Raw genomic sequence first — 22324 nt, forward strand, 5'->3', positions numbered from 1 at the left:
TACGGGCAGTTGATCCCCAAACTAACTTCTTTGCCTTAGCTGAATTTTGAGGTGGGGGTCTTACTGCCCGTTAATAGCGGGGTAAATGAACAGAAGAGAATATTTTTTAGAATTAAAGGAGACGTTTATGCAAAAGTTTGAACAAGTTGTTTCATATATTGAAAATGGTGAAGCGGAAAAAGGATTACAATTATTAAAAGAACAATTAAAAATTGCAAATGATGAAGAGAAGTATGATATCGCTCGTTACTATCATACACTTGGATTTACAGATGAGGCATTAGCGATTACTGAAGACTTACGTTTACTGTATCCGGAAGAAAGTGAATTCACTGTATTTTTAGCAGAATTATATATTGATCTAGATAAAGAAGATGAAGCGATTGAAGTACTTCATGATATTCCAGAAAATGACGATTTATATGTTCAATCTTTATTACTTGTTGCAGATTTATTCCAAATGCAAGGTTTTGATGATGTAGCAGAGCAAAAACTATTAAAGGCGAAAGAAATGATGCCTGATGAACCTGTTATTACGTTTGGGTTAGCAGAATTATATAGTAGTAAAGGTGAAGAACAAAAGGCAATTACTTATTATGAATCGCTATTAGCGGAACATAAAGTAATGGGTGGTGTTGTAATCGCACTTCGTCTTGCAGAAACGTTAAGTGCGATTGGAAACTGGGAAGAGGCGATTTCTTATTATGAAGCAGGCCTAGAGGAACAAAAAGATATTCACTCATTATTTGGATATGCCTTCACATTATACCAAGGTGAAGAATATCAGAGAGCAATCGGTGCTTGGCAAGAACTAAAAGAATTAGACCCTGAGTACGCATCACTGTACATGTATTTAGCGAAAAGCTATGAAAAAGAAGGAATGCTTCAAGAAAGCTATGAAACGCTTCATGAAGGAATTAAAGTAGATGAGCTTTCAGTTCCGTTTTATGTAGAGTTAGCGAACATTGCGGCGAAATTAGGAAAAATAGTAGAAGCAGAGGAAGTTCTTCAAAAAGCACTTGAGTTAGATCCAGGGCATTTAGGCGCAACATTAAAATATGCGTATATCTTAAAAGAACAAGAAAAGTACGAAGATTTAATTGCAATTGTAGAGCGTGCTATTGATAGTGGAGAACCAGATACACAACTACTTTGGGACCTTGCGTATGCAAAAAAACAATTAGAAATGTATTCGGATGCATTAAAACACTATGAAAGTGCATATACTTCTTTTAAGAATCATCCAGACTTCTTAGAAGAATACGGTTATTTCTTATTGGAAGAAGGAAAGCGAAAAGAGGCGAAAGAAGTATTTACCCAGTTATTACAACTAGACCCGACACAAATTCATATTGAAGAGTTGTTATATAATTTAGAGGATTTTTCATAAGTTGGAAGGAAACTGAATGCCGCTTCTTGAATCTAAAAAGAAAAGAGAAAGACAGAGGAGGGACTTAATTGCTATGAATACCCCTGTTTCTGTAAACGAGAAGAAGGATTTTGTAAAATGGTTTTTGAATAATTACCAACTGAAACAGCGTGAATGTGTATGGATTCTGAATTATTTAATGAGTCACGACCAATTGATGCATAAAGTCCACTTCGTAGAGCATGCAAAATATTGTCCGCGTGGCTTAGTGATGTCAGCGAATTGTGTGAAAGACACACCGTTTCACTTTTTTAAACAAAATGTTATGACAACAGATGCTGAAAAATCGTTTCATGATATTCGTTTAAATCGAGATGAGGATATTTATATTCAACTCAACTTTAAATCATCGTTTCAAAATGCGAATTATGTAGCTGTATTAGAAGAAAACCCATATCTACCAAAGCATATTGAAGTAAATGAAAAAGATCGTTTACTTGCAGAAAGGTTTTTGGAAGAAAGTGTATTTTCGTTTAGAAGAGAACGCCTTTTGAAACAAATTGATGAAGCGTTAGATAAGCAAGATAAGGAAGCGTTTCATAGATTAACGGCAGAGTTAAAAACTTTATAGAATGTATTTGGATTAATATTTTTACAAATTTCAGACTTTTATCAAGAAAAACTACCTATATTGGGTAGTTTTTCTTTTTTTACCTCTTTTAGTATGGTTTAATATATATAAAGTGAAAGTTCTGTCATTTGTAAATGAAGGGGGGAAGAAATTTGAAATGGATTGTAAAAGATGTGGAACAGTTTGAGCAAGCAAGAGAGTATGTTGATACAGGAGTAATACCGCTTTTATCAATTTCGGCAGCGAAAGAAATAAAAATGGTTGTAGAACAAGGTGAATTTATCGAATTGTTGAGTATGGAATTGGAAAGAGAGTATAAAGGAAGAGTGCTTTTACTGCCTGCTTTTACGTATTTAGTAGAAAGTCAAAAGAATGAAAAAGGTCGTTTGCAAGAATGGACAAATCATTTACGAAGAGAAGGTTTTAAGCATATTGCTTATGTTACAAGTGATTTTTCATGGAAAGAGGATATACAAGAGTTACAGGGAGATTTATTTTGGTTTCCTTCATTAGCATTAGAACAATTTAGTGATCAAGCAAAGAGAGAAGTTATTCATGCACATATAAAAAATATAATGGTGATGTTGGAAGAGAAGTGGGGAAACTCGCAATAAACAGAAAGTTCTTATTATTATGAGTAGTATGATATTGACCTGTGCATGAGCGTATTATATCATGATAGTGTCCTAGTTTTTATTTTTTATATAATTTATCACGAGGGGACAATTTCTGATAGAGGGGGGAAATTTTCGTGAGCGAGAAAGAACATCGCGTGTCAAGAAGACAATTTTTAAATTACACACTCACAGGGGTAGGAGGCTTTATGGCTGCCGGTATTTTAATGCCGATGACGCGATTTGCGCTTGATCCGGTGTTAAGAAAAGAAGCCGGAACAGATATGGTTGCTGTTGCGCAAGTAAAGGATATTACAACAGAGCCGAAGCGTTTCGATTTTAAAGTGAAGCAGGTTGATGGTTGGTACAAGTCTGAAGAACCAAAATCGGCTTGGGTTCATAAAGATGAAAGCGGAGACATTGTTGCGTTCTCTCCAGTATGTAAACATTTAGGATGTACAGTTAACTGGAATTCGGACAAAGCACATCCGAATCAATTCTTTTGCCCATGTCACGGGGGGCGTTATACAAAAGATGGGATGAACATTAAGGGTACGCCACCCCTTGCTCCGCTTGATGTGTACGAGTCTAAAGTGAAAGATGGAACGCTGTATCTAGGAAAAGCAAAGCCAAGAGGGGGTGCAAAGTAGATGTTAAATAAAATTTATGATTGGGTAGATGAAAGATTAGATATTACACCAATATGGCGTGATATCGCTGATCATGAAGTACCTGAACATGTAAACCCGGCACATCACTTTTCTGCATTCGTCTATTGCTTTGGAGGACTTACCTTTTTCGTTACTGTAATTCAAATTTTATCTGGAATGTTTTTGACGATGTATTATGTGCCTGATATTAAAAATGCTTGGGAATCCGTTTACTATTTACAAAATGAAGTTGCTTATGGGCAAATTGTTCGTGGTATGCACCACTGGGGTGCTAGTCTCGTAATTGTAATGATGTTTTTACATACACTCAGAGTTTTCTTCCAAGGTGCGTATAAAAAGCCCCGTGAGTTAAATTGGATTGTTGGTGTTCTTATTTTCTTTGTTATGTTAGGTCTTGGTTTTACCGGATATTTATTACCGTGGGATATGAAAGCTTTATTTGCTACAAAAGTAGGGATTCAAATTGCAGAGCAAACACCGCTCATTGGTCCTTATATTAAAACATTACTCGCTGGTCATTCCGAAATTGTTGGCGCTCAAACATTAACTCGCTTCTTTGCTATTCACGTCTTCTTCTTACCAGCAGCACTTCTAGGTTTAATGGCCTTCCACTTCATCATGATTCGCAAACAAGGTATTTCCGGTCCACTATAAGAGATTGCTAAATTAAAGGGGAAAGAACTAAAGGAGGGAGATTATGCATCGCGGCAAAGGGATGAAGTTTGTAGGAGATTCTCGGGTACCAGTAGCTCGGAAACCAAATATTCCAAAAGACTATTCTGAATACCCAGGGAAAACAGAAGCATTTTGGCCGAACTTCTTGTTAAAAGAATGGATGGTTGGTGCAGTTTTTTTAATCGGTTATTTATGTTTAACAGTGGCGCATCCGTCGCCACTTGAGAGAATGGCGGATCCAACAGATGCTGGATATATACCACTTCCAGATTGGTATTTCTTATTCTTGTATCAGTTATTAAAGTATTCTTATGCTTCCGGTTCATTTACTGTAATTGGAGCGTTTATTATGCCAGGGATTGCGTTTGGTGCATTACTGTTAGCTCCATTTCTTGATCGAGGTCCAGAAAGACGTCCATTGAAGCGTCCTGTAGCAACTGGATTTATGCTTTTAGCAATTGCATCGATTATCTTTTTAACTTGGGAATCTGTAGCACACCACGACTGGGAAGCTGCAAAGAAACAAGGAGCAATTGTAAAAACAGCGCCAGTTGATAAAAATGATGATGGCTATAAATTAATGCAAAAAAATACTTGTTTAACATGTCATGGTGACAACTTACAGGGCGGGGCGGCAGCACCAGCACTGCAAAACTTAACTTTAAAGCCAGAAGAAATTGCTAAAATTGCGAAAGATGGAAAAGGTTCCATGCCTAAAGGTGTATTTAAAGGTACAGATGAGGAACTGAAGAAGCTTTCGGAATTCGTTGCAAAGTATAATAAAAAATAATAAAAAGCTGACTACAAAATTTGTAGTCAGCTTTTCTATTTAGTTGGATGAAGTTTGTTATAATAGAGTAGGATTTAGTGAATGAATTACTTTGCTTGAAAGGTGTTGGACATACAGATTGGTGTACTTGTATGCAATGTTAAGACAACGCTCGGTATTATTATTTTTATTGGTTGTTAACATATTAGGTACAATTTACGGGTTTATATGGTACGGAAATCAATTGAAAGAAACGTCACCTATATTTTGGCCGTTTGTACCAGATAGTCCTATGGCGAGTCTCTTTTTTGTCTTTGTTTTAATTGCTTTTTTGACAAAGAGAAACTGGGGATTAATAGAAGCGCTAGCGATTGTTACTTTAATAAAATATGGTATTTGGGCTGTTGTTGTAAATGCGATTATGATTTACGTAAAAGGTCCTATTGGCCTTATGGGCTACATGTTAATGCTTTCGCACTTTGCGATGGCGGTGCAAGGTGTTTTATATGCTCCATTTTACCGTATAAAAAAATGGCATTTTATAGTAGCGGGTGTGTGGACGTTGCATAACGATGCAATTGATTATTTATTTTGGCAAATGCCGCGATATGGAATTATGCATTTGTTTGTAGAGGAAATTGGTTATTTTACGTTTTGGTTAAGCGTTGCTGTACTATGTATTACATATTATTGTTGCTTACGTGAGCACAGGAAACAATTTTCTTTATGATGGTTAGAACATTTAGGGGGAGAACATGGAGAAAAATAAGAGTGGTACAAAAATATTGGATCGATTGATTACTTTAATTGTTTCATATAGCATAGCATTTTCTATTTTTGCACTTGCAACAACGGCAGTTGTGTATGGAAAATGGCTGTATTATTTTGAAATTGATTTTTTAAATATTCCTGATTTAGCGGATATGACGAAGGATGAAATTAAAAGAAATTACGATGTGCTTATTACATATTTATCCCCGTTTTATGACGGAGCATTACATTTGCCAACATTAGATATGTCTACAAATGGCCGTATTCATTTTGTAGATGTTAAAAATATTTTAGTAAAGATTCAATATGTGATGTATGCGACAATTATGATTGCAGTGATAGGCGGAATTTATTTATTAAAAAAGAAAAATGAAAAGTTTTTACTGCACGGATCGATTTTAACAATCATTTTTCCGATAGCGCTTATGTTACCGATCGCTATTAATTTTGAAAAGAGCTTTGTATTATTCCATAAGCTTTTATTCAGTAATGATTATTGGATGTTTGATATTGAAACGGATCCAGTTATATTAATGCTACCAGAGGAGTTCTTTATGCATGCTGCGTGTGCTATTTTATTATTCATTTTAGGTGGTAGTATACTTTGTTATAGTTTATATAGATATTTCGTAAAAAAGAAAAGGATGTCAAAGAAAAAATTCTCTGCTTAAAGAGAATTTTTTCTTTGTAAAACGATAATATATTTTTCGGTTCAGTTCTGTTCTATTCTTGTCCCAATTAACATATTTTGTACTAGTAGTTATAGGGGGGACCGGGATGAAGAGAACATTAATTGGATTGATAGCATTTCTAATTATAATGTTTCCATTACGTATATATGCTGAAGAGTGGAATGAGCTAACAGGGTTGTTAGATGACTCGTTACAGTTAGTGAAGCGTAATGAAGATGAAAAAGCAGTACAAGTATTACAACTTTTCTCAGAGCAATTTTTAATCAAGGGGAATGAAAAGAAGCAGGAAGTAACACCAGATCAAGTTAGAGTTATTTCTTTAGCTTACGACAAGGCGCAACAATCGCTCTTTGAAGAAGGTTTAGGTAAGCAAGTTAAAATGGATAATGTGCTGGCATTACAACTTGCTGTTGATGCGCAAGTATCGAAATATCAACCGCTTTGGATGGAAAGAGAAAGAAAAGTAATGGATGCCTTTTCTCAAATGGAAAAAGCGATGGAAAAAGAAGATGTTGGGCAGTTTCAACAAACGTTAAATACATTTTTAAATGAATTCAATATTATTTATCCAAGCTTAATGATTGCTTTGCCAGAAAACGAGGTACAGCGTGTAAATGCTCATTTATCTTATTTGGATGAATTTCGTAACGTTATGTTAAAAACGAAAGGCGGCCAAATGCAATTAGGGATTATTAAAGGGGATTTGCAAAAGATATTTCACACAGTAAAAAAGGATGAAATTGCACCCTCTCTCATTTGGTTTATGACAATTACTGGGGGACTTATTTTATTCACATTAACTTATGTTGGATGGAGAAAGTATAAAGGAGAGAGAGAGAGAAGAAAAAGTAATGTACATTCTAAAAATAGATAATGTAATAAGTAAAGATATGGATTGTAAGGCTTATTTATTGACAATAGTGGCAGAAGAAAATAGAATGAGAAGTACTATAATTAAAACTTCAATGGAGGTTCATGATGTTTTATTTAATTTACTTCGCGATCATAATGATCATACCGTTGTATGCACAGTCAAGAGTACGTAGTGCCTATAGCAAGTATTCACAAGTTTATTCAACATCAGGTATGACAGGAGCGGAAGTGGCTCGAAAAATTTTAGATGAAAATGGATTATACAACGTAGCTGTAGAAGAAACACCAGGTCATTTATCAGACCATTATGATCCAACCGCTAAGACGGTTCGATTATCAACAGATAACTATTATGGACATTCAGTTGCTGGTACGGCAGTTGCAGCACATGAAGTAGGACACGCAATTCAAGATGCAAAAGATTACAAATTTATGCGTGTTCGTCATTCGTTAGTGCCAGTTGCAAACTTTGGTTCGAATATGTCTTGGGTTTTCGTCCTAATCGGTATATTTGCACAAATGTCTGGTTTGTTGTTATTAGGTATCATTCTAATGGCAGCAGGTGTTGTGTTCCAGCTCGTTACATTACCAGTTGAGTTTGATGCGTCAAAGCGTGCGATGCAACAAATTGAAGCGTTAGGTATTGTATCAACAGATGAATATGGCCAAGCTCGTAAAGTATTAAATGCGGCAGCATTAACATATGTAGCAGCTGCAGCTGTAGCGGTATTTGAATTATTACGTCTCGTATTAATGTATACTGGTATGCAGCGTAGCGACGACTAAAGACTATCAATTTTGATAGTCTTTTTTTGTTGTGTGGCTTGAATTATATAATGTATTGCAAATAGAAATAATAGAAGTAATGTGGAAAGGCGGTGGGGGGAAATGAAATATCCAGACCATTTAGTAAAACAAGTGAAAGAGCGTAGTGCTCCTTATCAACTAGAAGGTTTTTTAAGTGGACAAGGCCCTGAAAATCCCAAATTTATGTTGTTAGGAGAAGCGCCTGGTGAAACAGAAATTCATAATGGGATTCCGTTTAGCGGGAGGGCGGGAAAACAATTAATGGTTTTTTTAGAGCGTATTCACGTTACAAGGGAAGAAGTATATATTACGAGCGCTGTTCGGAGTAGACCTTATAAATGGCGAGAGAAAAAAGAACGAAATGGTGAAATCATACAAAAAAAGTATAATAGAACGCCAAATCAAGGAGAAATAGTTGCCCATGCGCCTTTATTAGATTATGAATTAGAGAAAATAAATCCGAAGCTTATCGTCACGCTTGGAAATATCGGTCTTCAACGTTTAACAGGAAAAAATAAAAAAATCACAGATGTACATGGGCAATTATTAAAACAGCCCATTCAAAAATTAAAGGATATGCAAAGTGCAGAGTTTATATGGTCAGAGAATGAATATCATGTTTTTCCAACTTTTCATCCAGCTTCTATTTTTTATAATCGGAGTTTATTGGAGCTTATTTATGAGGATTTGGAGAAGCTTAAAAGACTTGTAATAAAAAACTAGAAAAGCTAAGGTGCTTTTCTAGTTACATTTAATTATGTAAAGGGTTTTTATTTTCATCTAACGTAAATCCTTCACCAACTACATCATGTACATCACTTACAGCGACAAAAGCATGAGGATCTACAGACGTAATAATATTTTTTAATTTCACGATTTCATTTTTAGCAACAACGCAATACAATACGTTACGTTCCACTTTTGTATACGATCCAACGGCTTTTAAAAAGGTTGCTCCGCGCTCCATTTCAGATAAAATTTTGGCAGCAATTTCATCGTTTTTCTCTGAGATAATAGTCGCTCCTTTTGCAGCATAAGCCCCTTCTTGCATAAAATCAATGACTTTAGCACCGATAAAAACAGCAACTAGCGTATACATGCCCTCGCGGTATGATAAATAGGTAAGAATAGAGACTACGATAACGACAGCATCAAACATAAACATCGTTTTTCCCATACTCCAGCCAACATATTTGTGAGCTAGTCGTGCGATAATATCTACACCGCCAGTAGTCCCGCCATATTTAAATATTATTCCAAGGCCGATACCGATAAATGCCCCGGCGAATAAAGCTGCGAGTGTCATATCATTTTGCAAGTTTAAATGTAAGTTGAGCACTTCGTAACGCTGGAAAATCCATAGAAATAAAGATACGCTAAAGGTGCCGATTAATGTATATAAAAATGTCGTTCTGCCAAGTAACCTCCAACCAATAAAAAATATAGGGATATTTAAAATTAAGTTTGAGTAGGAAGGATCAAACTTAAATAAAAAATACAATAATAGTGTAATACCAGTAAACCCACCCTCTGCAAGGTGGTTTTCAATATTGATATTGACAATACCGAAAGAAAATATAGCGGAACCGATTAAAATAAAAATAATATTTCGCATCTTCAATTTTGATGTCATATAGAAATCCCCCTAATTATGTAATGATTACATTGCTCCGCTGAAACGGTAAAACATAATAATAAGTAATTTCTAGTTGCTAGTGAAAATAGTAAGAACTCGATTAGTATGGGCTAATCTTTTGCAAAAAGCGCAAAAGAAAGTTTCACTTTATTATAGTCTATCCAAAAAAGGGTCGCAAATAGGTGTTTGGCGGGGAATAATATTTGTCAAATCGCGATGAATTGGCTAACATGAAAGAGGAAGGATTAGAGGTGAATAGTATGGAAGCAAAAACGATGAAAGATATGCAGAAAGAAGTAGATGCATATATTGGTCAGTTTAAAGAAGGTTATTTCAGTCCGCTTGCAATGATGGCTCGTTTAACGGAAGAAATGGGAGAGCTTGCGAGAGAGGTAAATCATTATTATGGTGAGAAACCGAAGAAAACAACTGAAAAAGAAAGAAGTATTGAAGAAGAGCTTGGAGATGTATTATTTGTTATGATTTGTATGGCAAATAGTTTAAATATTGATTTAGAGACAGCACATAACATTGTAATGAATAAATTTAATACACGTGATAAAGATCGCTGGACACGTATTGATGAGGGAGAGAAAGAATAATGAAAGAAATTAAAGTAATTATCGCCGGACCAAGAGGACGTATGGGACATGAAGCAGTCCTTCTTATGGAAAGAACGGAACATTTTAATTTAGTAGCAGCAGTGGATTATAAGCATGGTGGTGAGAAGATTTCTGATTTACCTGGCATGCCAGCATTACATGCACCGATTTACGCTGATTTACATACTTGTTTAGATGAAGTAGAAGCAGATGTGTTGTTAGATTTAACAACACCAGAAGTTGGGAAACAACACGTTACACTTGCAGTTGAGCGTGGACTTCGTTCTGTTATTGGTACAACTGGATTTACAGAAGAAGAATTGGCACGTTTAACAGAGAATGCAAAAGAAAAAGCAGTAGGAACAATTATTGCTCCAAACTTTGCAATTGGTGCAGTTCTTATGATGAAATTCTCACAAATGGCAGCGAAATATTTCCAAGATGTTGAGGTAATTGAATTACATCATGATCAAAAATTAGACGCACCATCTGGTACAGCTGTAAAAACGGTAGAATTAATTCGTCAAAATCGTGAATCAAAGCAGCAAGGTCATCCAAATGAAGTAGAGCAACTAGCAGGTGCACGTGGTGCAAATGTAGACGGTATTCACATTCATAGTGTACGTTTGCCAGGGCTTATTGCACACCAAGAAGTAATGTTTGGTGGAGATGGACAAATGTTAACAGTTCGTCATGATTCATTCAATCGTGCATCATTTATGTCAGGTGTAAAACTATCAATTGAGACAGTAATGAACCTTGATCATCTTGTGTACGGTTTAGAAAATATTATCGACTAAAGGGGAGACAACGGATGAAAATTGCCTTAATCGCACATGACAAAAAGAAAAATGATATGGTTTCGTTTGCATACGCATATAAACCAATTTTTGAGCAACATGAATTATTTGCAACAGGAACGACAGGGCTTCGTATTATGGAAGCGACTGGATTAGTTGTAACAAGATATCAATCTGGCCCTCTTGGTGGAGATCAAGAAATTGGTGCAATGATTGCAAAAAACGATTTAGATATGGTGATTTTCTTCCGCGATCCATTAACAGCACAGCCGCATGAACCGGATGTGAATGCATTGCTTCGTTTATGTGATGTATATGCGATTCCACTTGCAACGAATATGGCAAGTGCTGAAATGTTGATGCACGCATTAGAGCGAGGAGATTTAGATTATCGTAAGTTAAGAAAATGAGGGGAACAATTATGAGTGGATTACATATATTAGCGTTTGGTGCTCATGCCGATGATGTTGAAATCGGCATGGCTGGTACCATCGCTAAATATACAAAGCAAGGGTATGAAGTAGGTATTTGTGATTTAACAGAAGCTGATCTTTCTTCCAATGGAACGATAGAGTTGAGAAAAGAAGAAGCAGAGGTCGCAGCTCGTATAATGGGAGTAAAAACGAGGCTGAATTTAGCGATGCCAGACCGTGGTTTGTATATGAAAGAAGAGTATATACGTGAAATTGTCAAGGTGATCCGTACATATAAACCAAAACTAGTTTTTGCGCCATACTATGAAGATCGTCATCCAGATCATGCAAATTGTGCAAAGCTTGTGGAAGAGGCTATTTTTTCAGCAGGAATCCGTAAATATATGCCGGAACTTTCACCACATCGTGTGGAGTCTTTTTATAATTATATGATTAATGGTTTTCATAAACCGAATTTTTGTATAGATATAAGTGAGTACCTCTCTATAAAGGTGGAAGCATTAGAAGCATATGAAAGTCAATTTTCAACAGGAAGTGATGGTGTTAAGACACCGTTAACAGAAGGATACGTTGAAACTGTGATTGCTCGTGAGAAGATGTTTGGAAAAGAAGTTGGAGTCTTGTATGCCGAGGGATTTATGAGTAAGAAACCGGTTTTATTACATGCTGATTTATTAGGGGGATGTAAATGAAATTAAAAATAGGTATTACATGTTATCCTTCTGTAGGTGGTTCTGGAGTTGTTGGAACAGAATTAGGAAAGCAATTGGCGGAACGCGGGCATGAAATTCACTTTATTACATCGGGTTTACCATTCCGGTTAAATAAAGTATATCCAAACATATATTTTCATGAAGTGACGGTAAGCCAGTACTCTGTATTTCAATATCCACCATACGATTTAGCGTTAGCAAGTAAAATGGCAGAGGTTGCACAAAGAGAAAACTTAGACATTTTACATGTGCATTACGCAATACCACATGCAATTTGTGCATATTTAGCAAAACAAATGATCGGAGAGCGTATTAAAATTGTTACAACCTTGCATGGAACAGATATTACTGTGTTAGGTTCCGACCCTTCGTTAAATAATTTAATTCGTTTTGGTATTGAGCAATCGGATGTTGTTACTGCTGTCTCGCATTCATTAATTAACGAAACGCATGAGCTTGTAAAACCAAGTAAAGAAATTCAAACGGTATATAACTTTATAGACGAACGTGTATATTTCAAACGTAATATGTCTCAATTAAAGAAAGAATACGGTATAAGTGAGAGTGAAAAAGTACTTATTCATATTTCGAATTTCCGTAAAGTGAAACGTGTGCAGGATGTTGTTGAGGCATTTGCTAAAATTGTTAAAGAAGTAGATGCGAAGTTGCTTCTTGTTGGAGACGGACCAGAATTCTGTACGATTTTACAGATAGTGAAGAATTTACATATTGAAGATCGTGTTTTATTCCTAGGGAAGCAAGATAATGTTGCAGAACTACTTGCGATGAGTGATTTAATGTTGCTTCTATCAGAGAAGGAAAGTTTTGGTCTTGTTTTATTAGAAGCAATGGCGTGTGGTGTACCTTGTATCGGAACACGGGTTGGAGGTATTCCAGAGGTTATTCAACACGGGGAAACAGGATATTTATGTGAAGTTGGCGATACAACAGGAGTGGCAAATCAAGCTACTCAGCTATTAAAGGACGAGGAACTTCACCGTAATATGGGAGAACGAGCAAGAGAAAGTGTTTATGAGCAATTTCGCTCAGAAAAAATTGTTTCACAATATGAAACGATTTACTATGACGTACTAAGGGATGACAAAAATGGAAAGATTTAAAAAAGCTAGTTCTATTATTGAGACATTAAAACAACAAGGACATGAGGCTTACTTTGTTGGTGGGAGCGTACGAGATCTTATTATCGATAGGCCGATTGGAGATATTGATATTGCGACATCTGCTTTACCAGAAGAAGTGATGGCTATATTCCCAAGAAATGTTCCTGTTGGTCTTGAGCATGGAACTGTAATTGTTTTAGAAAATGGTGAGCCTTATGAGGTAACTACTTTTCGAACAGAAAGCGAATATGAAGATTTTCGAAGACCTAGTAGTGTTCAATTTGTTCGTTCATTAGAAGAGGATTTAAAACGTCGTGATTTCACGATGAATGCAATTGCTATGACAGAAGAAGGCGAAATGGTTGATTTATTTGCTGGACAGGAAGCCATTCAACAGAGAGAAATTGTGACAGTTGGAAATGCTGCGGATCGTTTTCAAGAAGATGCCCTGCGAATGATGCGTGGTATTCGGTTTGTAAGCGCGTTAGGTTTTTCATTAGAAACGAAAACGAAGCAAGCGATTGAAACGTATGGACATTTGCTAGAACATATAGCAATTGAGCGCATTACAGTAGAGTTTGAGAAATTGTTAACTGGTACATATTGTGTGAAAGGTCTCAAAGAATTAGTAGAGACGAAGCTATTTTCTCATTTGCCATATTTACAAATGTCAGAAGAGAGACTGTTAAAAGCTACGCAGTATAAATGGGATTCTTTCGAAACGGATATTGAGGCGTGGGCATTTTTCTTATATTGTATCGGAGAAGAACATCCATCTGTCTTTTTACGTCAATGGAAGTTTTCGAATAAAAAAATAAAAGATATTGTTGCAGTTTTATTGGCAATCCGTACTAGAAAGGAGAAGGATTGGGATACAGTCCTTCTTTATAAAACGGGAATTTATATCGCTGAAATGGCAGAGAGAGTATATGAAGCGATGATTGAAAGCTATAATCCTACATCTGTTAAACGAGTACAATCAATGTTTCATGCATTGCCAATCCAGGGTCGTCAAGAAATGAATGTGACTGGTAATGATTTATTAAACTGGGCAAACAAAAAGCCTGGTCCGTGGGTTGCTGACATGCTTCAGAAAATCGAGGAAGCAATTGTAAAAGGAAACGTAGTTAATGAGAAAGAGCGTATAAGGGAGTGGCTGCAAGGATGCAATCTACTATAAGAAAGCAGTTATTACAAGTTTTTTCTGAAGCGGATGGCGAGTTTGTATCCGGCCAAACGATTAGTGATAAACTTGGTTGTTCAAGAACTGCTGTGTGGAAACATATGGAAGATCTCCGGAGTGAGGGATATGAACTTGAAGCTGTGCGCCGATTAGGTTACCGAATTGCAAGTAAGCCAGACAAAGTGACTGCTAATGAAATTCAGTTAGGGCTACAAACGAAGCGAATTGGTAGAACAGTGTATTTTGAAGAAACTGTTGAATCAACGCAGCACATTGCAGCAAAACTTGCTTATGAAGGTGCAGAAGAAGGAACTATCGTTGTAGCAGAAGAACAAACAGCGGGAAGAGGTCGTTTAAGCAGAAAATGGCATTCACCAAAAGGAACAGGAATTTGGATGAGTATTATTTTACGCCCATCGATTCCAGTTCATCATGCACCGCAACTTACTTTGTTAGCGGCTGTTAGTGTTGCACAGGCAATTGAAAAATGTACAGGTGTAGGCGTGGGAATAAAATGGCCAAATGATATTTTAATTCAAGGTAAAAAGGCTGTAGGTATATTAACAGAAATGCAAGCGGATCCTGATAAAATTAATGCTGTCATTATGGGCATCGGTATTAATGCGAATCAAAAGCAAGAACATTTTGATGAAGAAATTCAGCACATTGCTACTTCATTAGCGATTGAATCAGGTAAGCCGATTGTTCGTGCAGAACTTATGCAACAAATCTATTTACAACTAGAAAAATTATATGAAGAGTATTTACAAAATGGTTTCTCTGTCATTAAAATTCTTTGGGAAAGTTACGCTGTGAGCATCGGGAAAGAAATTACTGCTCGAACGATGAGAGAGACGATTACGGGGTTAGCGAAAGGAATCACAGAGGATGGTGTATTACTTCTGGAGGATCATGAGGGGAAAGTACATCATATTCATTCTGCAGATATCGAAATTAAGTAAAAGAAGTTCCTCTTTTGGAACTTCTTTTTATTTCAATATTTTTGAGTTGAATTTGTAACATGATAATAAATTCTTTTCATATTTAAAGTTCACTTCAAAATATCTTCCGTCTAGTTGGCCTGGCATGTTATTTGACGATTACTTTGCCTTCCATTCCTTTAAGAAGATGGTATCGACATATTAATTCATATGTACCAGTATTTTTAGGTTTCACGGTAATATTCTTTTCTTTTCCTGACTCGACTACGACGTCAATGCCTAGTTTTTTCACTGTAAAGGTGTGCTCGTTTTTACCTTTATTTTTCAATAGTAATGTTGTAGATCCTTCAAGCGGAATCGTGATGACATTTGGATTAAAGTAATCATCATTTAGTTCAACCTCAATCACGTTCGTTAAATCGGTGGGTTGTGTTACGACATTAACTGAGGCAAATACATGAAAGGATCCTAAAGACATCCACCATACAATCATTACAAGCAAACTGCTGAATCGAAATAACCACCTGTTCATAGACATCTGCAATTCTCCTTTGTTAAGTACTTTTCCTCAATTAACCTGCATCATTAGTTTAAGAGTTATACTATACAGTTCAATTGATTATAGAAGAAATTAACTTAGATTTTTTTAACATGCGTTGAAAAAACATGTATCTTTTCAAGATTGAATTATCTATAAAAACTTTATCCCGCTATTTGTCGGGCTGATTAAATTTTCACTTTATAGCATATATACTCTCTTGTTAAATTTCATATACCGTAATAAGAATAAAAAATTATTTTTTCAAAAAAATGTAGTAATTCCTTTTTGTAGTTTGCTATAATTAGTTCGAATGTGGGCAGTATCAGAGTGAACTGCACCATGATTCGAAGTAATATGAAAAATAATAACTTGGATTCTGCCTTGATCCAATAACGGACTGGGACAGAGGGATGAATAATGCCGACTAACACACAACCCTTCTGCCCTTTTATGGCCAGAGGGGTTTTTTATATGATTTCGGCCATCTCCTCTCTCCTGCATAAAGGAGGAGTAGTTTTTGAAAACAAAAACAGATTTTTTGAAGATGAAAGAGCAAGGTGAGCCGATTACAATGCTAACGGCGTATGATTATCCATCTGCTAAATTAGCAGAAGAAGCTGAAGTTGATATGATTTTAGTTGGAGATTCTCTTGGAATGGTTGTACTCGGATACGATTCAACAGTACCTGTAACAGTAGAGGATATGATTCATCATACGAAAGCTGTACGCCGCGGAGCGAAAGAGACGTTTATTGTAACTGATATGCCATTTATGTCGTATCACGTATCATTACAAGAAACGATGATGAATGCACGCCGCATCGTTCAAGAGAGCGGGGCGCACGCATTGAAGGTAGAAGGTGCTGGAGAAGTTATATCAACGATTCAATATTTGACGAACGCAGGAATTCCTGTTGTAGCGCATTTAGGTTTAACACCTCAATCTGTAGGAGTGTTGGGTGGATATAAAGTGCAAGGAAAAGATGCGGAGAGTGCAAAAAAATTAATAGAAGATGCAAAGAAATGTGAAGAAGCTGGTGCAATAGCGCTTGTGTTAGAATGTGTACCAATGCAGTTAGCAGAACTTATTTCAGAACAACTAACAATACCAACAATCGGGATTGGTGCAGGACAAAAAGTAGATGGGCAAGTGCTTGTTTATCATGATCTTATCTCATATGGCGTAAATCGTGTTCCAAAATTTGTGAAGCAATATACTTCTGTTCAAGAGGAGATTGTGCGCGGGATTTCACAATACGTTACTGAAGTAAAGACAAGGCAATTTCCTGAAGAAAAACATTCGTTCACAATGAAAGAAGAAGACCGCTTAGCGTTATACGGGGGAAAACAATAATGAAAATCGTAACTACAGTGCAAGAGATGCAGCAAATTACAAACGAACTGCATGCAAGTGGAAAAAGTATTGGTTTTGTTCCAACGATGGGTTATTTACATGAAGGGCATGCTACCTTATTACGTAAGGCAAGAGAAGAAAATGAAATTGTAGTTTTAAGTGTATTTGTAAACCCGCTGCAATTTGGCCCAAATGAAGATTTAGATCGATATCCTCGTGATATTGATAGAGATGAAAATGTAGCAAAAGAAAACGGTGTAGATTATTTATTTTATCCGAGTGTAGAAGAAATGTATCCATCAGAACAAACAACAACAGTAGAAGTTGTGAAACGCACGGACGTATTATGCGGTAAACAAAGACCTGGTCATTTTGCTGGTGTTGCAACTGTACTAATGAAACTATTTAATATTACGCTGCCAACGCGTGCTTATTTCGGTATGAAAGATGCTCAACAAGTTGCAGTAATTGAAGGATTTGTAACTGATTTCAATATTCCAGTTACAATCGTACCAGTTGATATTGTAAGGGAAGAAGATGGATTAGCGAAAAGTTCTCGTAACGTGTACCTATCACAAGATGAACGTGAAGAGGCTCTTCATTTATACCGCAGTCTATGTATAGCGAAAGAAAGAATTGAGGCAGGTGAACGTAATCCGGAAATCATTACAAATCTTGTGAAAGAGTATATTGAGACGCATACGAAAGGCACTGTAGATTATGCGGATTTATATGCATATCCGTCATTAACAATGGTAGAGAAAGTCGAAGGACGAATCATTTTAGCTATTGCAGTTAAATTTGAAAATGTAAGATTAATTGACAATATAACATTAACGGTTAAATAAGGGGGAGCATCTATGTTTCGCGCAATGATGAGAGCAAAGTTACATCGTGCAACTGTAACGGAGGCAAATTTAAATTATGTAGGTAGTATTACAATTGATGAAGATTTAATGGATGCAGTAAATATTGTAGAAAATGAAAAAGTCCAAATTGTAAATAATAATAATGGTGCTCGCTTAGAGACATACGTTATTAAAGGGGAACGCGGTAGTGGTGTTGTTTGTTTAAACGGTGCTGCGGCAAGGCTTGTACAACCAGGGGACAAAGTAATTATTATTTGTTATGGGCTAGTTACGGAAGAAGAGGTTCATAAACAAGAACCAAAAATTGCAGTACTAGACGACAATAATCAAATTATTGAAATGTTAGGTGCTGAAAAAGCGGGTACGATATTATAAGTAGAAAAGCTATCTCCATTGCGGAGATAGCTTTTTTGTGCATCTTTTCATTAAGATGAGATAAAACGTGGTATAGTAACATTATATAAATTATTGTTGTTTGAACGGTAAGAAATTGAGGTGTTACATATATGAGTAAGCGTTATGTCGTTGTTGATTTAGAGACGACAGGGAACTCCTGGAAAGATGGGAAGGATAAAATTACCCAAATTGCAGCTGTTGTAGTAGAAGATGGAGAGATATTGGAGATTTTTTCGTCTTTTGTTAACCCAAAGAGAGAGATCCCACCATTTATTACAGAATTAACAGGGATTGATGAAAGTCTTGTAAAACAAGCCCCGTTATTTCAAGATGTAGCCCCGATGATTGTTGAGCTATTACAAGGTGCGGCTTTCGTTGCGCATAATGTTCACTTTGATTGGAATTTTTTAAATGAAGAATTAAGGCAGGCTGGATATACAGAAATACATTGTCCTAAAATCGACACGGTTGAATTGGCTCAAATTCTTTTACCGACAGCTGATAGTTATAAATTACGTGATTTAGCTAAGAAGCACGAACTAGAACATGATCAACCACATCGTGCGGATAGTGATGCTCTTGCAACAGCGGAATTATTTTTACAATTTTTAAATGAAATTGAAAAGTTACCACTTGTCACGTTGCAATCGCTTTATGAATTAAGCGACGTGTTTCAAAGTGATATAGCTGATGTGCTTTCTGAAAATATTTTAAAGAAAGTAATGCATGGTAAAGAAGATATAGCGGAGTATGAAATACATCGAAATATTGCGCTGAAAAAGCGGAACTATTCCTTAAACCTTGGAGAAACGTGTTCATCAAAGTTTGATGCTTTCTTGAATAAAACGATGGATAAATTGGAATCACATATGCCAAAGTTTGAAAGAAGAGAAAGTCAACAACTGATGATGAAAGAGATATATACGGCGTTAAGAGATTCTCGTTTTTCACTAATTGAAGCCGGTACAGGAACAGGAAAGACTCTTGCGTATTTGCTTCCTAGTCTTTATTTTGCAAAGAGAAAAGAAGAACCTGTCATTATAAGTACACAAACGGTACAACTCCAACAACAAATATTAGAAAAAGAAATTCCGTTATTACAAAAAATAATGCCATTTTCATTTGATGCAGCTCTTCTAAAAGGAAGAAAGCATTATCTTTGCTTACACAAATTTGAGTATGCTTTACAAGAGGAAGAAAAAAATTATGATATGGCACTTACGAAAGCCAAGATTTTAGTTTGGCTATTGCAAACTGAAACGGGTGATCGAGACGAATTAAATATTCCTGAGGGCGGAAAGTTACTTTGGAATCGTATTTGTAGTGATGCGTATAGTCCAGGCGGTATGCAAAGTAATTGGTTTAGTCGTTGTTTTTACCAGCGAGCGAAGAATAAAGCTTTATTTGCAGATATCGTTATTACAAATCATGCGTTATTATTTCAAGATTTTTCAAGTGAAGAACCGCTGTTTGCTTCATGCGAACATATTATTTTTGATGAAGCTCACCATATTGAAGAAGCTGCGAGTAGAACATTGGGTGAACAGTTCTCTTGTATGTATTTTCAATTGGTTATATCTCGTCTTGGGACGCTAGAAACAGAAGATGTACTCTCCAAAGTATATAAAATGATGAAAAAATCAGAGCAAGCATCTCGTTCAACTTTCCGTATGATAAGTTATAGTTTGAAGGAACTTAAGTTTGATGCGGATGAACTCTTCCAAATGTTACGTAATTTTATATTTAAACAAACAAAGCAAGAACAAGGAACAAATAATATGCCGCTCATCTATAGGTATAACGCAGAACTAGAAAAAGGTAAGTTGTGGGATAGTATCGTCGAATTAACAAATCGTTTTATATATGAATTAAGAAGGGTAGTAACTGCTCTTGAGAAGCAAGTGGATATATTGCAAAGTAAGTTAGAATGGGAGATGCATGTTGTAACAGGTGAATTTATGCATTTAATTGAGTTGCTGAGAAAGATGGCAGAATCATTACAGTTACTCGTATTAGAAAAGAATTCGTATGTAACTTGGATGGAGACTGAAACGAAAGGGACGATTCATTCAACAGTTCTATATGCACAGCCTGTTCATATTGGTGAAAGATTTGCTGATAAATTTTTAACAGAAAAAAAGAGTGTTATTTTTACATCCGCAACACTAACAGTTAACGATACGTTTGATTATATAAAAGAGGAACTTGGTTTACATGATTTCGCTCCAAATACTTTAAAGGTTCCGTCGCCATTTCGTTATGATGAACAAATGAAATTAATGGTTTCAACGGATGTACCTTTTATTAAGCAAGTAAGTAATGAGCGATATATTGAATCTGTATCGGAACATATTGCAAAGATAGCGAAAGCCACAAAAGGCAGAATGCTTGTTTTATTCACTTCGTATGAAATGTTAAAAGAAGCGTATGCGAATTTAAAAAATAATGATGAATTAGAGGGTTATTTATTACTCACACAAAGTGTGAATAATAGAAGTCGAAGCCGCTTAATTCGAAAGTTTCAAGAGTTCGACAAATCAATTTTATTAGGGACGAGTAGTTTCTGGGAAGGGATAGATATTCCAGGAGATGCCTTAAGTTGTCTTGTTATTGTCCGTCTACCATTTACGCCTCCTCATCAACCTATGATGGAAGCGAAAGGTGAGTGGCTAAAAAATCAAGGTGAGGATGTATTCGCTAAATTAGCGTTGCCACAAGCAATATTACGTTTCAAACAAGGATTCGGCCGCTTAATTCGAACGAATACAGATACAGGAACGGTAGTAGTGTTAGATCGTCGTTTGACGAGTTCTTCCTATGGAAAACGATTTCTACAATCGATCCCTAACGTACCTCTTTATGAAGGGCCATTAGAAGAATTATTAGTACAATTAGAAGAACCATTAAATGAATAAAAATGGAAGAAAAATACGCCTGAAGTACTTATAAACTTCAGGCGTAAAAAATGTGGGTAGGAGGAATTTTATTTTTCTTACTTCTTGTATACAAAATGTGTTGGTTTTCGACTTGAAACCTTTTTTTGCTGTACATGTCCTGCTATAATAGATGGGTGATGAAGCAGGGGTTGTAAAGAATGTACTCTTATTGTAACCGCATTGCGTTCTTCTATAATTAGAAATTTTTGTGTAACGGAGGAGTTTTTTCATGGAGAAGAAAATCGAAGTACTATCAACGACGCGTATTAAATATTCGTCTGATTTGTATAAAATTGTTGATAGTTTGAATCGTACGTTAAAAGAGCAGGACCTCATGTTCGGACTAGCATTAGACGAAAAAGATAAAGAAACAGCTGTATTTACGATTTACAGAACGTAGCGATACAATGAAAAAGTGGATCTTTGCAATCATTATTGTTATCGTTGCTAGCGGAATATATGGGGCGTATGTTTATAATAAAGCGATGGGAAAGAAAATTCCAAAAGAGTCGAAATTTGTAGAAATTGCTAAAGAAAAAGCAAAGCTTACAAAGGTGAAATCTGTTGATTATTACAACGGAAAATCTGCATATATAGTCGTGCAAGGTACAGATGAAAAGGGAGAACAACTTATCGTTTGGGTGCCTGAGAAAAAAGGGGATACTGTAGTAAGGAAAAAGAGCGAAGGTATTTCTGAAAAAGAGGCTATACAAAGAACAGTAGAACAAGTCGGCAATGAAAGTAAGGAATCAAAAAGTAAGCCGAAAGAGATTATGAAAGTGAAATTAGGCTTTGAAAATGATGTACCACTATGGGAAGTTACATATATTGATGATGACAATCGTTATAGTTATTACTATCTTGAATTTAAAGATGGAAAATTTTTAAGACGATATAGCATTGAAAAATAGATGTAGGGGGAACTA

At 35.9% G+C, this 22324-nt stretch carries 26 protein-coding genes; 24 read left to right on the forward strand and 2 right to left on the reverse strand.

Annotated elements, in window-relative coordinates:
- Positions 1–127 precede the first annotated feature (127 nt).
- The 11 genes from DOS87_RS07805 to DOS87_RS07855 all read left to right on the forward strand — a co-directional run bounded on the left by DOS87_RS07805 (position 128) and on the right by DOS87_RS07855 (position 8595).
- Positions 128–1390 (forward strand): tetratricopeptide repeat protein, encoded by a 1263-nt coding sequence (locus DOS87_RS07805; RefSeq protein ID WP_001168695.1) that lies wholly within the window; start codon positions 128–130, stop codon positions 1388–1390.
- Positions 1391–1463: 73 nt separating this feature from the next.
- Positions 1464–2000 carry a ReoY family proteolytic degradation factor gene (locus tag DOS87_RS07810; RefSeq protein WP_001095925.1) on the forward strand — a complete coding sequence of 179 codons (537 nt, stop codon included), beginning with the start codon at positions 1464–1466 and terminating at the stop codon, positions 1998–2000.
- A 134-nt stretch (positions 2001–2134) separates the two neighbouring features.
- The gene (locus DOS87_RS07815) at positions 2135–2614 is read left to right on the forward strand and encodes a YpiF family protein (protein ID WP_003258820.1); all 480 of its coding nucleotides are present in this window, start codon (positions 2135–2137) and stop codon (positions 2612–2614) included.
- Between the two features lie 137 nt (positions 2615–2751).
- A complete protein-coding gene (gene qcrA / locus DOS87_RS07820; protein WP_001290420.1) occupies positions 2752–3264 on the forward strand; it encodes a menaquinol-cytochrome c reductase iron-sulfur subunit in 513 nt (170 codons plus the stop codon).
- Entirely contained in the window at positions 3265–3939 is a 675-nt protein-coding gene (qcrB, locus tag DOS87_RS07825; RefSeq protein ID WP_000932700.1) for a menaquinol-cytochrome c reductase cytochrome b subunit, read from the forward strand.
- Between the two features lie 43 nt (positions 3940–3982).
- The gene (gene qcrC, locus DOS87_RS07830; RefSeq protein WP_000554601.1) at positions 3983–4750 is read left to right on the forward strand and encodes a menaquinol-cytochrome c reductase cytochrome b/c subunit; all 768 of its coding nucleotides are present in this window, start codon (positions 3983–3985) and stop codon (positions 4748–4750) included.
- A gap of 118 nt (positions 4751–4868) precedes the next feature.
- Positions 4869–5459: a lipoprotein heptaprenylglyceryl N-acetyltransferase LhaT gene (locus DOS87_RS07835; RefSeq protein WP_000262838.1), complete on the forward strand. Its 591-nt coding sequence runs from the start codon at positions 4869–4871 to the stop codon at positions 5457–5459.
- A 25-nt stretch (positions 5460–5484) separates the two neighbouring features.
- On the forward strand, positions 5485–6171 hold the full coding sequence (locus tag DOS87_RS07840) for a lipoprotein intramolecular transacylase Lit (protein ID WP_000414366.1): 687 nt from the start codon (positions 5485–5487) through the stop codon (positions 6169–6171).
- A 106-nt stretch (positions 6172–6277) separates the two neighbouring features.
- A complete protein-coding gene (gene ypjB, locus DOS87_RS07845) occupies positions 6278–7066 on the forward strand; it encodes a sporulation protein YpjB (protein ID WP_098424904.1) in 789 nt (262 codons plus the stop codon).
- Positions 7067–7167: 101 nt separating this feature from the next.
- Positions 7168–7851 (forward strand): zinc metallopeptidase, encoded by a 684-nt coding sequence (locus DOS87_RS07850; RefSeq protein WP_003258828.1) that lies wholly within the window; start codon positions 7168–7170, stop codon positions 7849–7851.
- Between the two features lie 102 nt (positions 7852–7953).
- Complete coding sequence (locus DOS87_RS07855) at positions 7954–8595, forward strand: uracil-DNA glycosylase (RefSeq protein WP_000876860.1); 642 nt, start codon at positions 7954–7956, stop codon at positions 8593–8595.
- 28 nt (positions 8596–8623) lie between these two features.
- Here DOS87_RS07855 and DOS87_RS07860 read toward each other — a convergent pair whose 3' ends face one another.
- Positions 8624–9505: a YitT family protein gene (locus tag DOS87_RS07860; RefSeq protein WP_000202121.1), complete on the reverse strand. Its 882-nt coding sequence runs from the start codon at positions 9503–9505 to the stop codon at positions 8624–8626.
- 263 nt (positions 9506–9768) lie between these two features.
- Here DOS87_RS07860 and DOS87_RS07865 point away from each other — a divergent pair, with 263 nt between their 5' ends.
- Genes DOS87_RS07865 through DOS87_RS07895 form a run of 7 tightly spaced genes read left to right on the forward strand, consistent with a single transcriptional unit; the run spans position 9769 to position 15323 of the window.
- Positions 9769–10110, forward strand: coding sequence for a nucleotide pyrophosphohydrolase (locus DOS87_RS07865; protein WP_002108639.1), 342 nt, complete (start codon positions 9769–9771; stop codon positions 10108–10110).
- The gene (gene dapB / locus DOS87_RS07870; RefSeq protein ID WP_000658810.1) at positions 10110–10910 is read left to right on the forward strand and encodes a dihydrodipicolinate reductase; all 801 of its coding nucleotides are present in this window, start codon (positions 10110–10112) and stop codon (positions 10908–10910) included. The genes DOS87_RS07865 and dapB overlap by 1 nt, the downstream gene beginning before the upstream one ends.
- A 14-nt stretch (positions 10911–10924) precedes the next feature.
- The gene (gene mgsA / locus DOS87_RS07875; RefSeq protein WP_000684765.1) at positions 10925–11320 is read left to right on the forward strand and encodes a methylglyoxal synthase; all 396 of its coding nucleotides are present in this window, start codon (positions 10925–10927) and stop codon (positions 11318–11320) included.
- Positions 11321–11331: 11 nt separating this feature from the next.
- Entirely contained in the window at positions 11332–12036 is a 705-nt protein-coding gene (bshB1, locus tag DOS87_RS07880) for a bacillithiol biosynthesis deacetylase BshB1 (RefSeq protein WP_000015660.1), read from the forward strand.
- On the forward strand, positions 12033–13178 hold the full coding sequence (gene bshA / locus DOS87_RS07885) for an N-acetyl-alpha-D-glucosaminyl L-malate synthase BshA (RefSeq protein ID WP_000768317.1): 1146 nt from the start codon (positions 12033–12035) through the stop codon (positions 13176–13178). The genes bshB1 and bshA overlap by 4 nt, the downstream gene beginning before the upstream one ends.
- Positions 13165–14358 (forward strand): CCA tRNA nucleotidyltransferase, encoded by a 1194-nt coding sequence (locus DOS87_RS07890; RefSeq protein ID WP_000439312.1) that lies wholly within the window; start codon positions 13165–13167, stop codon positions 14356–14358. The genes bshA and DOS87_RS07890 overlap by 14 nt, the downstream gene beginning before the upstream one ends.
- Positions 14343–15323, forward strand: coding sequence for a biotin--[acetyl-CoA-carboxylase] ligase (locus DOS87_RS07895; RefSeq protein ID WP_001192058.1), 981 nt, complete (start codon positions 14343–14345; stop codon positions 15321–15323). Before DOS87_RS07890 ends, DOS87_RS07895 begins: the two co-directional genes overlap by 16 nt.
- Positions 15324–15450: 127 nt before the next feature.
- On the opposite strand, the gene DOS87_RS07900 is transcribed toward DOS87_RS07895, so the two are convergent.
- Positions 15451–15840 carry a cupredoxin domain-containing protein gene (locus DOS87_RS07900; protein ID WP_000062380.1) on the reverse strand — a complete coding sequence of 130 codons (390 nt, stop codon included), beginning with the start codon at positions 15838–15840 and terminating at the stop codon, positions 15451–15453.
- Positions 15841–16360: 520 nt separating this feature from the next.
- Here DOS87_RS07900 and panB point away from each other — a divergent pair.
- The 6 genes from panB (at position 16361) to DOS87_RS07930 (ending at position 22309) form a co-directional block, all read left to right on the forward strand.
- Entirely contained in the window at positions 16361–17197 is an 837-nt protein-coding gene (gene panB, locus DOS87_RS07905) for a 3-methyl-2-oxobutanoate hydroxymethyltransferase (protein WP_000851105.1), read from the forward strand.
- Entirely contained in the window at positions 17197–18045 is an 849-nt protein-coding gene (panC, locus tag DOS87_RS07910) for a pantoate--beta-alanine ligase (protein ID WP_000707008.1), read from the forward strand. The genes panB and panC overlap by 1 nt, the downstream gene beginning before the upstream one ends.
- 12 nt (positions 18046–18057) lie before the next feature.
- Positions 18058–18441: an aspartate 1-decarboxylase gene (gene panD, locus DOS87_RS07915; RefSeq protein ID WP_098424905.1), complete on the forward strand. Its 384-nt coding sequence runs from the start codon at positions 18058–18060 to the stop codon at positions 18439–18441.
- Positions 18442–18572: 131 nt separating this feature from the next.
- Positions 18573–21377 (forward strand): ATP-dependent DNA helicase DinG, encoded by a 2805-nt coding sequence (gene dinG / locus DOS87_RS07920; protein ID WP_000044950.1) that lies wholly within the window; start codon positions 18573–18575, stop codon positions 21375–21377.
- Between the two features lie 250 nt (positions 21378–21627).
- Positions 21628–21798, forward strand: a complete 171-nt coding sequence (locus tag DOS87_RS07925; protein ID WP_000412179.1) for a YpmA family protein — start codon at positions 21628–21630, stop codon at positions 21796–21798.
- A 7-nt stretch (positions 21799–21805) separates the two neighbouring features.
- Positions 21806–22309, forward strand: coding sequence for a cell wall elongation regulator TseB-like domain-containing protein (locus tag DOS87_RS07930; RefSeq protein ID WP_000758741.1), 504 nt, complete (start codon positions 21806–21808; stop codon positions 22307–22309).
- Positions 22310–22324 lie beyond the last annotated feature (15 nt).

Origin of the sequence: Bacillus sp. CR71 (genome assembly GCF_003429245.1) — a bacterium.
Lineage (GTDB): Bacteria > Bacillota > Bacilli > Bacillales > Bacillaceae_G > Bacillus_A > Bacillus_A thuringiensis_S.